This is a genomic window from Cryobacterium sp. PH31-L1 (assembly GCF_030063145.1).
In the GTDB taxonomy this organism is placed as follows: Bacteria; Actinomycetota; Actinomycetes; order Actinomycetales; family Microbacteriaceae; genus Cryobacterium.
In genome coordinates, this window is sequence record NZ_JASISM010000002.1 from 1 (window position 1) to 12624 (window position 12624).

General features: G+C 63.2%; 13 protein-coding genes and 1 pseudogene. 13 read left to right on the forward strand and 1 reads right to left on the reverse strand.

Going from position 1 to position 12624, the window contains the following annotated elements:
* Positions 1–48: 48 nt before the first annotated feature.
* The 10 genes and pseudogenes from QMF22_RS04355 to thiD all read left to right on the forward strand — a co-directional run.
* Positions 49–1050: a DUF262 domain-containing protein gene (locus QMF22_RS04355; protein ID WP_283451627.1), complete on the forward strand. Its 1002-nt coding sequence runs from the start codon at positions 49–51 to the stop codon at positions 1048–1050.
* Positions 1047–1550: a HEPN domain-containing protein gene (locus QMF22_RS04360; RefSeq protein WP_283450773.1), complete on the forward strand. Its 504-nt coding sequence runs from the start codon at positions 1047–1049 to the stop codon at positions 1548–1550. Before QMF22_RS04355 ends, QMF22_RS04360 begins: the two co-directional genes overlap by 4 nt.
* A 499-nt stretch (positions 1551–2049) precedes the next feature.
* Entirely contained in the window at positions 2050–2886 is an 837-nt protein-coding gene (locus QMF22_RS04365; RefSeq protein ID WP_283450775.1) for a DUF2510 domain-containing protein, read from the forward strand.
* 865 nt (positions 2887–3751) lie between these two features.
* Positions 3752–4630 (forward strand): alpha/beta hydrolase, encoded by an 879-nt coding sequence (locus QMF22_RS04370; protein WP_283450778.1) that lies wholly within the window; start codon positions 3752–3754, stop codon positions 4628–4630.
* A gap of 332 nt (positions 4631–4962) precedes the next feature.
* The gene (locus QMF22_RS04375) at positions 4963–5319 is read left to right on the forward strand and encodes a DUF2834 domain-containing protein (protein ID WP_283450780.1); all 357 of its coding nucleotides are present in this window, start codon (positions 4963–4965) and stop codon (positions 5317–5319) included.
* A gap of 102 nt (positions 5320–5421) precedes the next feature.
* Positions 5422–5910: a histidine kinase gene (locus tag QMF22_RS04380; RefSeq protein ID WP_283450781.1), complete on the forward strand. Its 489-nt coding sequence runs from the start codon at positions 5422–5424 to the stop codon at positions 5908–5910.
* A gap of 78 nt (positions 5911–5988) precedes the next feature.
* On the forward strand, positions 5989–6834 hold the full coding sequence (locus QMF22_RS04385; RefSeq protein WP_283450783.1) for a DUF4097 family beta strand repeat-containing protein: 846 nt from the start codon (positions 5989–5991) through the stop codon (positions 6832–6834).
* Between the two features lie 27 nt (positions 6835–6861).
* Complete coding sequence (locus QMF22_RS04390) at positions 6862–7806, forward strand: ATP-binding cassette domain-containing protein (protein ID WP_283450785.1); 945 nt, start codon at positions 6862–6864, stop codon at positions 7804–7806.
* Positions 7803–8639 (forward strand): ABC transporter permease, encoded by an 837-nt coding sequence (locus QMF22_RS04395; protein WP_283450787.1) that lies wholly within the window; start codon positions 7803–7805, stop codon positions 8637–8639. Before QMF22_RS04390 ends, QMF22_RS04395 begins: the two co-directional genes overlap by 4 nt.
* Positions 8640–8796: 157 nt before the next feature.
* A pseudogene (gene thiD, locus QMF22_RS04400) lies at positions 8797–9639 on the forward strand (bifunctional hydroxymethylpyrimidine kinase/phosphomethylpyrimidine kinase); the annotation flags it as partial.
* Between the two features lie 53 nt (positions 9640–9692).
* On the opposite strand, the gene thiE reads toward thiD, so the two are convergent.
* Positions 9693–10346: a thiamine phosphate synthase gene (gene thiE / locus QMF22_RS04405; protein ID WP_283450789.1), complete on the reverse strand. Its 654-nt coding sequence runs from the start codon at positions 10344–10346 to the stop codon at positions 9693–9695.
* A 43-nt stretch (positions 10347–10389) separates the two neighbouring features.
* On the opposite strand from thiE, the gene thiO reads away from it, so the two are divergent.
* Genes thiO through QMF22_RS04420 form a run of 3 tightly spaced genes read left to right on the forward strand, consistent with a single transcriptional unit; the run spans position 10390 to position 12622 of the window.
* Positions 10390–11601, forward strand: a complete 1212-nt coding sequence (gene thiO / locus QMF22_RS04410; RefSeq protein ID WP_283450791.1) for a glycine oxidase ThiO — start codon at positions 10390–10392, stop codon at positions 11599–11601.
* Complete coding sequence (gene thiS, locus QMF22_RS04415; RefSeq protein ID WP_283450793.1) at positions 11598–11840, forward strand: sulfur carrier protein ThiS; 243 nt, start codon at positions 11598–11600, stop codon at positions 11838–11840. The genes thiO and thiS overlap by 4 nt, the downstream gene beginning before the upstream one ends.
* Entirely contained in the window at positions 11837–12622 is a 786-nt protein-coding gene (locus QMF22_RS04420) for a thiazole synthase (RefSeq protein WP_502846904.1), read from the forward strand. The genes thiS and QMF22_RS04420 overlap by 4 nt, the downstream gene beginning before the upstream one ends.
* The last annotated feature ends 2 nt before the right edge of the window (positions 12623–12624 follow it).

Sequence of the window (12624 nt, forward strand, 5' to 3'; positions counted from 1 at the left end):
ATATGACTATCGTCGCGCACGGCGATCAAAGACGGGCTGGACATGGTGATGATTCCTGATTCTCGCCCTACGTCACACGGCGGACTTGCTCTTAGCTACTGGCCTCACCCAACCCTGACACGTAGGGACTTGCCGGATGGACGGGCACAGGGGTTCCAGCGTGGTTCCGTTTGGCGCCCTGGTCAGAAACAACGCTTTATAGAGTCACTTCTCCTTGGCTTCCCGGTGCCAGGCATCTTCCTCGTTGAACAGCCCGGCAAAAAGTATCTTGTCCTTGACGGGCAGCAAAGACTCACGACTCTCGTCGCCTTTTATGGCGACAAATTCAAATTGGATTCCGTAGACGATAAATTTGCTGGCCTGACCTATTCGACTTTGCCCGAAGACGTTCAGCGTGCGCTCGACGATACGTTCATTCAGTCGATAATCATTCGCACACCGACTTCAGTAAACGAGTATGAAAGTGTTTACCAAATTTTCGAACGTCTGAATTCGGGTGGCACTCAGCTGCAGCCTCACGAAATTCGTGTTGCCTTGTATGGCGGCGTCGCCGTCGACGCAATCCGCGAGTTGAACAATAATGTCGACTGGCGGAAAATCTTCGGCAAGAGACATGAGCGCCTCAAAGATCAGGAGCTGATTCTCCGAGTGCTGGCTTTCGGCGCCGAGTCTCAGACCTACGCTGCCCCCCTAAAATCCTTCCTCAACACGTTTCTCGCGAATAACCGCGACGGCGAGGCCGTCGACTTGCCAGACCTCTCAAAACGGTTCGTCATCGCATCTGAGATACTCGCACGGTCACTCGACGCACGCCCCTTCCGTCTCGGTACGCAAGTCAATGCCGCAATCCTGGAGTCGGTCTTTGTCGGCGTGATGGACCGAATCGCTGCGGGCGACAACTATGTGGCGATTACGGCATCTCATTGGAAGGCGAACTACGAAGCGTTACTTGCGAATCCTCATTATCTCGACGCAGTGAGCAAAGCGACTGCCAACGAAGAGCCCCTGGCACGCAGACTACAGCTCGCGCGCGAGCAATTCAGCGAATGACAAGACGCGCGGCTAGATTCGTCGATCGTCGATCAACCATTAGGAAACAGCTGGCCGAGATTGACTCGATCATCCTCCTCGCCGGTGAAACAGACGAACTCGTTGCACGCGGCTATCTCGAACAGTTTGCCGTTGTCCGCCTGAGCGGCTTTATCGAGTCAAGCGTTGGGCACATGGTCCACGGATATCTCGAAGAAAATGCGGCGTACCGCGTTCGAAGTTTCGGCAAACGGCAGACCGAACGGCTACCGAGCATGAGCCCAGAAAACCTTGAACAACTCGTAAGTAGCTTCGATTCTGATTGGGCAGCGACCTTGACCGAATACCTCGCAAGAGACGAAAATCGACAGACATTGAGCAACCTCATCGGTGCCCGCCACGCCCTCGCTCACGGGAGCGCGACAAACGTTTCCGGGTCTCTCTTACGGCAGTACCACCGCGTCGCAGAGTCCATTGTTCAACTTCTCGAGGACATGTTCCTTCCCCTAAAGAAGGCATGAGGCTCTCGCACCAATCCCGGCAGGTGTCGCGCAACCTGACTGCCGTGTATCCCGTCTGTCACACGATAATCACCCTGATTCAACAGAGGCCGAATGTCGGTTCGATGCACTAAAGAGCGTTTACGGATCGCCGCCATTATGCGGTAGCCGTCAAAAGCGAGGGAAGCGGTCGACGCGATGACGGCGTCCGGGAAGGATAATTCTGGTGCTTTCGTGTCTATCACGGACATTCAGGATTTCACGGAGCCGGTTTATGCGATCTTTGAAGTGGCGGTTGCATCCTTGGCCGGAACTATTTGAATCAGATCGACCACCGGAATGGCGTGCGCTGACCGTAAGGATGCCGCGCACGAAGCGTGCGCAAGCCGCGGCCTTCGATGTCTGTATCCCCACTTCGGGCTGAGTTTTTCACACTACCGTGATCGGACTCAATCGAACTGAGTGCTGCCTAAACTAAAACAAAACGCATCAATTTAGGATGCGGATGGGGGATATTTAATTGGACGAGATACGCGCAGGTTGGCACCCGAATCCGGACGGGTCATTGACTGAACGCCGCTGGGACGGGGCCGTTTGGACTGATGAGACGAGGGAGTATCCGCCGCCGGCAACGGCTCCCAAAAGTAGGGCGACAAAGGCTGCTGCGCCGAGCACGCGCCCGCTGCCCAAATCGGCGGCCTTCGTTGCAGTCATCAGGAGATTGCCGAAGTGGTCGTGGGCGGCCGTGGCGCTGGCATTGATTGTCGCTATCTCCGTGCCTATCGCCATAGTCAACGCTAAGAACCCTGCGGGCGCGTCCGATTCGGCAGAGAGTATTGTCAAAAGATCTGCTGTCCCATTCTCGGCCGCCCCAGATGCTGCTGTTCCGACCGCCGCTCCTGTACCGGTCGTTTCAACGCCGGCCAGTCCGACCATCGTGCCGATGGGATCGCCAATTGTCGGCGAAAACTACTCCCTAGTTATCAACTCTGTTGACATTGTCGACCAGCTGGAAACCACCAGCGGTGGTCCAATCGTGGCTGACCCTGGGACGCAGCTGGTTCTGATTCATTCCACGATCTCGATTACGGGCAACGCGCAGGACCTCACGTGCGGAAGCACCCTCTTCAAACTTGCTTTTGATTCGAACGGTTCCAAGATGGCCGACGTGTTTGAGGGGCCACGAATTCCCGGCAACCCGCAGTGCAATTTCAAGACGTCAGCCGGAGAGACCGTTGCGTGGAACTTCGCGTACAAGATAGCAACTGGTCGCACACCGGTTTCCATGTCGATTTCCGACACCAACGTGGACGGTGCTTACAATTGGGGTGAGGAAGTTGTCGCAGCTCTTCACTAGCTGGCTTCCAAGTTCAGCGGTCTAGGCGATGAGCGCGTAGGTCCGTAGTCTCCCTTCAGAAAAATGCCAGGCTATTCTTTCGAATGATCGCGGCGTTCACTGCCGCGAACAGCCTGAGGGCCGGCGGTGTCGCCGTGGTCGAGGTTGGGAACCGTGACTATATTTTGGCAACATTCGAACGAGATTACGTCGGTTTCAAGGTTGTCCAGCTGGCCGAAAAGCCGCGTAATACTGCGGATCGGAGGCCGGCCCGCCTGAGGGGGACGCAATAGGTTTCAAATCTCACCGTTACGTACCTGTGGTCCGGGGGGCCATCGATGGATGTGTTTATTGGCCTTATGGCTCATAATCATTTGCCTCGCGATTGACTTTCGTCGCCGCGAATTCGAGTGATCGATAGCGGCGACGGAACTTCGACTGTGGTCGTTGGCAGTGGCCGGGATGGATGGCAGAGCGTTCATTTCTGAAACCCCGCAGAAACCCCGCATTAACCCCGCAGATTGAAACTCGCGTGGCGGTGAGAGCGTGATCACCTACCCAGTGTTTTATTGGGATCGATGACTGTATGAGGTCTCGGTGACCCGTCTGAGTCTGGTTCACGATAATCGTGGTGTCGCGGGTTCAATTCCCGCTCCCGCTACACGGTATTCACTAAATTCGCCCCGGACTTCTGTGGAAGTCCGGGGCGAATTTCTTTATCTTCCGCCGATCGCCCCCGTCGACCCTGGGAATAGCCTGAACGCTGGATTCGGCCAAGCGGATGCCGCCAGCGACGCACTCAAGCGGATTCCGGATGTTGGCCGCGCTAGGGTTCAGGAATGGGGAATCGTCTGTCGTCGCTGGGTGCGGCATCCGTTCGGGCGTCGTGAGCGTGACGTCACTCGACCTGGCTGTCGATTCTGTGGACAAAATAATCGAGGGCCCCCACGGCTCGATACCGGTGCGCTGGTACTCGCCGCCCGTCGGCACTGCTTCAATCGAATCTGCAACGATCGTGTGGATTCACGGTGGAGGATTTTTCAAGGGCAGCCTCGACCAGCCGGAGTCGCATGAGGTCGCGCGAACGCTGGCCGCAGCGGGATTCAGCGTCGTCACCGTTGCCTATCGACTTGTGACGCTCTCGAGTGTGCGTCGGTCTGCGAGAGGGTTTGGGTGGGCCCCGGGCATCCACTATCCAGTGCCGGTCGACGATGTCGTGGCCGCGGTACGGGAGGTGCAGCGGCATTCACCCAACGGAGTCATTCTGGGCGGTGCCAGCGCCGGTGCCTGTCTGTCGGCTGCTGCAGTGCTCCGGCTGGCGGACGGCGGTGCTGATGCTCTCGTCGGAGCATTCTTCGCCTACGGCTTCTTTCATGCGTCGCTACCGAAAAGATCGCGCCAGTTACGCGGCCGTCTCCGCGGTCGGCGTCGCTTCGGGCACGCGCCGATGCTGCTGAACCTGATGAGTCTCCATTACGCCGGCACGAGAACCGCGCTGGCACAACCACACGCATTTGCCGGCGGCCATCCGCTCCAGGGTTTTCCGCCGACGCTCATGGTCGATGCCGATCGCGACTCCATGCGTTCCTCCGGCGAACAGTTCGCCCAGGAACTGTCAGAGGCCGGGGTTACCGTGGACCACCACATGCTGCGCGAGACCTTTCACGCGTTCCTCAACCGTCCGCACGAGCCGACTTACTCCGACGGTATGCGCCTGATCATCGACTGGGCTGTGCAGGCGGGGTTGAGTCGTCGGGCAGGTTGAGTTGGGCGGTGCGCGCCTGGCTGTGATGACCGAAGATCGCCAACTGCACAAAACTCGCTGACCGAATTCTGCGCGATTGAATTGTTTGTCGATCTGGCAAGGATTGTCAGCGCACGCACAAGCGATGCCGCTCACCGGACTGACTCTTCGCGCGCTCGGCGCTGCGGCGCCGCTGGCGCGAAATCGCCGGTTCGCCGGCTCCAGGCTCGGGAATTGTTGGTGCCCCCGGAGCTAGTGGAGGCGTACATCGACACGAGCGTGCGAGTCTCTAGAGATCCACTGTTGGCCGCTGTCGAAGACAATATGCGATGACCGGCGAGCATAATGTCGGCATGACCAAACACTGGACCCCGCTCGCTTTCGTCTACCTGGCACTGAGCATCGCCGGGCTCGCCGGAACTTGGAGCTACAACGTGATCGCGATAATTCAGCTGCGCGACTTTGTCGGCGACTGGGTGAACAGCGGGCCGGCGGTTTCGTCGCTCACGGTCGACCTGCTCATTGCCGCGGTGGCCGGCAGCATCCTGATCATCGTTGAGGCGCGACGCCTCGGCATGAAGTGGGGTTGGCTCTACGTCGTTTTCTCTGGTGTCACCGCTTTCGCCTTCACCTTTCCGCTGTTTCTCGCGATGCGCGAGCGCACCCTGACGGCTGCGCGAACGCCAGCGGCGCGACCACCACTGACCTGAGTCGTTCGAATCCTGACCGAGCCAGACTTGACGGCACGGACGCGACTTGGTCTGACACCACCGAGTGTTGACATGACACCACAGTGGTGTCATGATGGTGATATGGAACTCGGACAGTACGTCAACGACCTGCAGCGCCAGCTAGCGGATGCCGCCGACAACGGCAGCGCAGACACGCGCGCTGCGGCCGAGCGGCTCGCTGCCGGGCTCGATGCGGCAACGCGGCTCGTGCTGCTCGACGTGCTGTCGGCCGCGGCCGCCGAGATCACCCGTGACCTCGCCCCCGGATCGGTCGACCTGCGGCTGCGTGGGCGCGAGATCGAGTTTGTCGTGACCCAGCCGAGTGCCGAGGTAGACGCAGACGAGCGACCCACGGCATCCGTCGATCTTGACGACACGAGTACCTCGCGCACGACTCTGCGCCTGCCGGACGCCCTCAAAGCGCGGGTGGACGACGCGGCCGCCGCGGACGGCCTGTCGGTCAACACCTGGCTGGTGCGTGCGGTCGCCGCCGCCGTGCAACCCAGACAACGACGGTCGGCGCAGCGCACCCTGCGTACCGGCGACAACTTCGCGGGCTGGGCGCGGTAGAGCGCCGCGCCTCCAGCATCAGCCGGCCCGCGAACCCGCGGGGCGGATCGAACACGCCTCCAGAAAGGCAGCTTCAGCATGCCCACCTACGACACGCCAACCCCGATCGACCTGGCCATCAACCTGCCGGTCGGCGCCATCGAGATCTTCGCGAGCGACCGCGCCGACACCGTCGTGACCGTGTCGGCCACCAACCCGGCCAAGGCGGTCGATCGCCGAGGTGCCGAGGAGACTCGGGTCGAATTCACCGGCCAGCGACTCACCATCACGGGACCCAAACCCCGCCTGAGCTGGATCGGCCCGACCGAGTCTGTTGACGTGACCGTCGAGCTGCCCACCGGGTCGCGGCTCACCGCCGAGGTCTCGGTCGGCGGCGTCCGAACTGTCGGCCGACTCGGGGCCACCCGCGTCAAAGCCTCGATGGGTTCGGTCGATCTCGACACCACTGGCGACCTGTCGCTGCGCGCCGGCCACGGCAACGCAACGGTGCGCACAATTCAGGGTGCGGCCGATATCACCGCCGACCACGGTCAGATCCGGGTCGGAACGGTCTCCGGCGACTCCGTACTCAAAGCGTCCCACGGCAGCGTACAGATCGACGAGGTCGGCGGTGACCTCGACGCGAAACTGTCCTACGGCGACCTGGAAATCACGCGAGCGCAGGCATCCGTTTCGGCCAAAACCGCGTACGGAAGCATCCAGCTCCGCGAGGTTTCACACGGTTCCGTGCAGGTCGAGAGCGGATTCGGCCAGGTCACCATCGGCGTCACGCCGGGCGTGCCGGCCTGGCTCGACCTGTCCTCAAAAGACGGCCACGTACGCAATGAGCTCGCCGCCGAGAGCGCTCCGGCGGCATCGGAGCAGACCGTTGCGGTGTGGGCCCGCACGCAGTGGGGAAACATCAACATTCGACGCGCTCACTAACCCGGGCCAACCAGAAGGGAAAAAATCATGACACCAGCAATCGACGTACGCGGTCTGCGCAAGTCGTACGGCAAGAAAATCGTGCTCGACGACGTCGACCTCGCAGTGAGCGCGGGCACCGTCACCGCACTGCTCGGCCCGAACGGCGCCGGCAAGACGACGGCCGTGCACATCCTCAGTACGCTGCTGCGGCCAGACGGTGGCACGGCATTCGTGAACGGATGCGACGTCGTGCGTGACCAAGACGGCGTGCGCGCCGTCATCGGCCTCACAGGCCAGTTTTCGGCGGTCGACAAACTCCTGACCGGCGAAGAGAACCTTTTGTTGATGGCGCGCCTGCGCCACCTCGGAGCGAAACAATCGAAGACGCGGGTGGCCGAACTGCTCGAGCAATTCAACCTCGTCGACGCAGCCCGCAAGCCGCTAGCCACGTACTCCGGCGGCATGCAGCGTCGCCTTGACCTGGCGATGACCCTGGTGCAGGCACCGAGGGTGATCTTCCTTGACGAGCCAACGACCGGCCTGGATCCGCGCAGCCGCCACACGATGTGGGAAATCGTGCGCCGTCTCGTCGCTGAGGGCACGACCGTGCTGCTCACTACGCAGCAGCTCGAGGAAGCCGACCAACTCGCCGACCGCATCGCGGTGCTCGACGGCGGTCACATCGTTGCTGAGGGCACTCCGGACGAACTCAAGCGGCTCGTGCCCGGCGGGCATATCCGGCTCCGATTCTCGGACGCGAACACGCTCGACTCTGCCTCTGGGCTACTCGACGGCTCCGTGCGAGACGACGCTGGGCTCGCTCTCTCCGTGCCCAGTGACGGCGGTGTCGGGCGCCTTCGTTCCGTGCTCGACCGCCTGGAGGCGGCCCACCTCGAGGTCGCCGACCTCAGCATTCACACCCCCGATCTCGATGACGTGTTCTTCGCCCTCACCGGCGGCCGGGTTGGCTCGAAAGGAATGACATCATGACCACACTCGCGGTGCCGCGCCCGCCGGCCGCGGACATCCGTCGGCAATCGCACGTCGTCGCCGACTCGATCACCATGCTCAACCGCAACCTGTTGCATATGGTGCGCTACCCGGGATTGTCGGTGTTCACCATCGTGGTGCCGGTCATCGTGCTCCTGCTGATCGTGTTCGTCTTCGGCGGCACTCTCGGAGCCGGGCTTCCCGGGGTAGATCCGGCGGGCGGGAGGGCAGCCTATCTCGCCTACGTCATGTCGGGCATCCTGGTGATCACCGTCGCGGGCACCGCCGGCGGCACGGCGACGACGGTCTCGATGGACATGACCGAGGGGATCACGGCACGGTTTCGCACCATGGCAATCTCGCGCACCGCGGTGCTAGCCGGCCATGTACTCGGAAACGCCATCCAGGCGATCATCGCCGTCACCCTCGTTCTGGTCGTTGGCGTGGCCATCGGCTTTCGCCCAACCGCAACACCGCTCGAGTGGATGGCCCTCGCTGGCGTGATCGGGCTCGTCGCCTACGCGATCAGCTGGTTGGGCGTGGCCATGGGCATCCAGGCCAAGAGCGTCGAGACGGCGAGCAATATGCCCCTCGTTCTCAGCGTGCTGCCGCTCCTCGGCAGCGGCTTCGTGCCGACCGAGTCGATGCCGGTGTGGCTGCAGTGGTTCGCGCAATACCAGCCCTTCACTCCGTTCATCGAGACAATTCGCGGGCTGCTGCTCGGCACCCCGCTCGGCTGGAATCCGCTGTTCACAATCGGTTGGTGCACCGTTATCGTCGTCGCTAGTTACGTCTGGTCACGGGCACTCTACGAGCGCAAATCGGTGCACTAGACCTGCGCTAGGCGGGCGGGCGGTTGGGGCCGCCCGCCTTCGTGTGTGCTGCTGGCGTATGCGCGTATAGGCTGGAGACTTGACACGGGGTGCCGCACATACTGTGCGTGCTGAGATCAATACTCGTTGAACCTGTCTAGTTAGCACTAGCGAAGGAATGTCACGGATGATCGATCGAACCCGGCTTGCCCTGCGGCAAACACCTCGAATCCTCGCTATCGCGGGTACCGATCCGACGGGCGGTGCCGGCATCCAGGCCGACCTCAAGAGCATCGCGGCCAACGGCGGCTATGGCATGGCCGTGGTGAGTGCGCTGGTGGCGCAGAATACGCGCGGCGTGCGCTCGTTTCATATTCCGCCGATCGATTTTCTGCGCGATCAGTTGAGTGCCGTCAGTGACGATGTGACCATCGACGCGGTGAAGCTCGGCATGCTGGCGCGGCTCGATGTGATCACCGAGGTACGCAGCTGGCTCTCCCGGTGCCGTCCGCCGCTGGTCGTACTCGACCCGGTGATGGTGGCAACCAGCGGCGACCGCTTACTCGACCCGGCAGCCGAGCAAGCCCTGCGGGACTTGATTGTGAAGGTCGACCTGGTCACGCCCAACGTGCCCGAGCTGGCCGTGCTGCTCGGTGAGCCGCCGGCGACCAACTGGGCTGAAGCACTCGAGCAGGGCAAGAGATTGTCGCACAGCACGGGCGTGACCGTTCTGGTCAAGGGCGGCCATCTCAATGAAACCACCTGCCCGGATGCCCTGGTCAACACCCAGGGGCTCTTGGCGCACAGCGTGGTCGAGGTTGCGTTGCCACGCATCCGCACCAGGAACACCCACGGCACCGGATGCTCCCTCTCCTCGGCGATGGCCACGGTGCAGGCCAGAACCGGCGACTGGGCCACCTCCTTGGCCGAAGTGAAAGACTGGCTCCAGGACGCCCTGAACCACGCCGACGAGCTTGAGGTCGGCCAGGGAAACGGGCCGATCCACCACTTTCATCGACTGTTCGGCCGGGCGAATTCCGCACTGATCGCGGGCGGTCGATGACCGAGCTGCAGTCAGCGCAACTGGCCGAGCGGCGGGAGGCTCGCGAGCAGCCGCTCGGCGGCATCCGTCGGGTCATCGGCGTCGGTGATCGCGCGCACCACCACCACCCGGGTGGCACCGGCTTCGACCACCTGGTCGATGGTGTGAAGGTCGATGCCGCCGATCGCAAACCAGGGGCGAAGGCTGCCAGCGGATGCGCTCTGCTCGGCCGGATAGCGCAGCAGGCCGGTTCCGACCGCTGCCCGACCGGGTTTGGTGGGCGTGGCCCAGACCGGGCCGACGCAAAAGTAATCCAGACGGTCAGCGACGAGGGCGGCATCCACTTGTTCGGTGGTATGGGTCGACAAGCCGATGTGGGCCGCGTCGCCGAGCAGCGTGCGGGCGGCGGGCAGTGGCAGATCCGTTTGGCCGACGTGAAAAACCGGTGCTCCAGCGATAACGGTGATATCCGCGCGGTCGTTGACCGCCCAGAGCCGGGCGTGCCGGTCAGCGACCGAACGCAGAATCTCGAGATAGTCGAGTTCCTCGGCGGCATCGATCGTCTTGTCGCGCAGTTGGATGATGTCGACCCCGCCGGCGAATGCCGCCGACACGAAGTCGGCGAAATCGCCGCGATCCTTGCGGGCGTCGGTGCAAAGATACAACCGGGCGGTGATCTGGTCCATGCGACCAACACTAAAGGGCTTTCGGCGGAGGGTCGGGTCGACGATGAGTGAGTGGCGCGGGCACCGGTCGGTCGACGTAGCCGTCATCGGCGGCGGCGTGATTGGGCTCGGCATCGCCTGGATGGTGGCGCAGTCCGGCCGTTCGGTGGTCGTCATCGACCCGGACCCGGCTGGTGGCGCTACCTTTGCCGCGGCGGGAATGCTCGCCGCGGTCAGCGAACTGCACTACCAGGAGGAGGCGTTGCTCGAGCTCATGCTCGCCTCCTCGAGGTTGTATCCCAGCTTCATAGACTCGCTCGGACCCGATAGCGACCGGACCGGATACCAGCGCACGCGAACCCTGAACGTGGGTGCCGACTCGGCCGACCGGCAGGCGCTCACCGACCTGCGCGGAGTGCAACGGGCCAACGGGCTGGGCGTCGAGCCCATGACAGTTCGCGCAGTGCGGGTGATCGAACCGCTGCTTCGCCCCCAGCTATCCGGCGCCTTCCTGGTGGAGCAAGACCACCAGGTCGACCCGCGCCGCCTCACCGAACGCCTCCAGCTGGAGCTTGCGCGCCGCGGCCACGCCGTCATTCGCGTTCAGGCCAGCGGGTTGCTGCACGAGAATCCAGCGGATGCCTCCTCCCGCGTCACCGGCGTCGCCCTTTTCGACGGCTCAACGGTCACAGCTACAGAGGTGGTCGTGGCCAATGGGCTCGGAGCGGCCGTACTGGGCGGGCTGCCCGAACACCTCAACCTGCCGCTTCGCCCGGTCTATGGGGATATTCTTCGGCTGCGCGTGCCCGAACACCTGCAGCCCCTGATCACCTGCACCGTTCGGGGACTGGTGCACGGCGTGCCGGTGTATCTGGTTCCGCGCGGCGACGGAACGCTCGTGATCGGAGCCACGCAGCGCGAAGACGGCTCGGGCGGGGTGTCGGCCGGCGGCATCTATCAGCTGCTGCGGGATGCCCAGGTGCTGCTGCCCGCGGTCAGTGAACTCGAACTGATCGAAGCGACCACCCGGGCCAGACCGGGAACGCCCGACAACGCGCCGCTCCTCGGTCGCGTCGGCGGCGCTGTCGGTGACATTTCCGGCCTCGTCATCGCCACCGGATTCTTTCGCCACGGCGTGCTGCTCACCCCGGTCGCCGCGGAGCACTGTCTCCAACTCATCGAGGGAATCGCCGACGATCGGTGGCGGGCTTTTCGGCCGGACCGATTTTCGAGCCGCGCTCCCGCATCCGTTCCACTGAAAGGAGGCCACTCGTGACCGTAACCATCGCCGTGAACGGCCAGCAACGATCTGTTCAACCGGGCAGCACCGTGACCGACCTCGTGGCCGAGATCACCGGCCGGGCCATCGCGACCGACGGGCACGCAGTGGATGGAAGCCGCACCGGGGTGGCCGTGGCCCGCAACGCCGCGGTCGTTTCACGCAGCCTCTGGTGGTCGACCGCGCTGAGGACGGGCGATGAGATCGAAATCGTGACCGCGGTGCAGGGAGGATGAGCGTGCCCACGACCCCGGACAGCCTGGTCATCGACGGCGTCGAACTGACGTCACGCCTGATCATGGGCACCGGGGGAGCCCCGAGCGTCGATGGTCTCGGGGCGGCGCTGCGTGCCTCGGGGACCGAGCTGACCACCGTTGCGATGCGCCGCCACAGTGCAGCGACCTCCGGCTCACTGTTCGAACTGTTGCTGCAGAATTCCATTCGCGTGCTGCCCAACACGGCCGGCTGTTTCACCGCTCGCGAGGCCGTGCTCACCGCCGAGCTGGCTCGGGAGGCCCTTATGACCGACTGGATCAAGCTCGAGGTCATCGCCGACGAGCAGACCCTGCTGCCCGACGCGGTCGAACTGGTCGAGGCCACCGAACAGCTCGTCGCGCGGGGCTTCACGGTGTTCGCCTACACGAATGACGACCCCGTGCTCGCGCTGCGGCTCGAACACCTGGGCGCTGCGGTCGTGATGCCGCTCGGGGCGCCGATCGGCACCGGACTCGGCATTCTCAACCCGCACAATATCGAGCTGATCGTGGCCCGCTCCGGGGTTCCGGTGGTTCTGGATGCTGGAATCGGCACCGCCTCCGACGCGGCTCTCGCGATGGAACTGGGCTGCGATGCGGTGCTGCTGGCCACCGCGGTGACGCGCGCGCGGAACCCGGTACTGATGGCCGATGCCTTCAAGCACGCCGTGATCGCCGGCCGTAGTGCCTCCCTGGCCGGCCGCATTCCGCGGCGTGAGCTTGCCCTGGCGTCATCGACGATGGCCGGACGGCCCGACCTGTGAAG

What these genes read in the sequence shown, in the direction of transcription:
- QMF22_RS04355 (WP_283451627.1), top strand. Translation starts at nt 49, where the DNA reads ATGATTCCTGATTCTCGCCCTACGTCACACGGCGGACTTGCTCTTAGC.
- thiE (WP_283450789.1), bottom strand. Translation starts at nt 10,346, where the DNA reads ATGGACCAGATCACCGCCCGGTTGTATCTTTGCACCGACGCCCGCAAG.
- QMF22_RS04380 (WP_283450781.1), top strand. Translation starts at nt 5,422, where the DNA reads ATGGAACTCGGACAGTACGTCAACGACCTGCAGCGCCAGCTAGCGGAT.
- QMF22_RS04395 (WP_283450787.1), top strand. Translation starts at nt 7,803, where the DNA reads ATGACCACACTCGCGGTGCCGCGCCCGCCGGCCGCGGACATCCGTCGG.
- thiO (WP_283450791.1), top strand. Translation starts at nt 10,390, where the DNA reads ATGAGTGAGTGGCGCGGGCACCGGTCGGTCGACGTAGCCGTCATCGGC.
- QMF22_RS04420 (WP_502846904.1), top strand. Translation starts at nt 11,837, where the DNA reads ATGAGCGTGCCCACGACCCCGGACAGCCTGGTCATCGACGGCGTCGAA.
- QMF22_RS04390 (WP_283450785.1), top strand. Translation starts at nt 6,862, where the DNA reads ATGACACCAGCAATCGACGTACGCGGTCTGCGCAAGTCGTACGGCAAG.
- QMF22_RS04385 (WP_283450783.1), top strand. Translation starts at nt 5,989, where the DNA reads ATGCCCACCTACGACACGCCAACCCCGATCGACCTGGCCATCAACCTG.
- QMF22_RS04360 (WP_283450773.1), top strand. Translation starts at nt 1,047, where the DNA reads ATGACAAGACGCGCGGCTAGATTCGTCGATCGTCGATCAACCATTAGG.
- QMF22_RS04375 (WP_283450780.1), top strand. Translation starts at nt 4,963, where the DNA reads ATGACCAAACACTGGACCCCGCTCGCTTTCGTCTACCTGGCACTGAGC.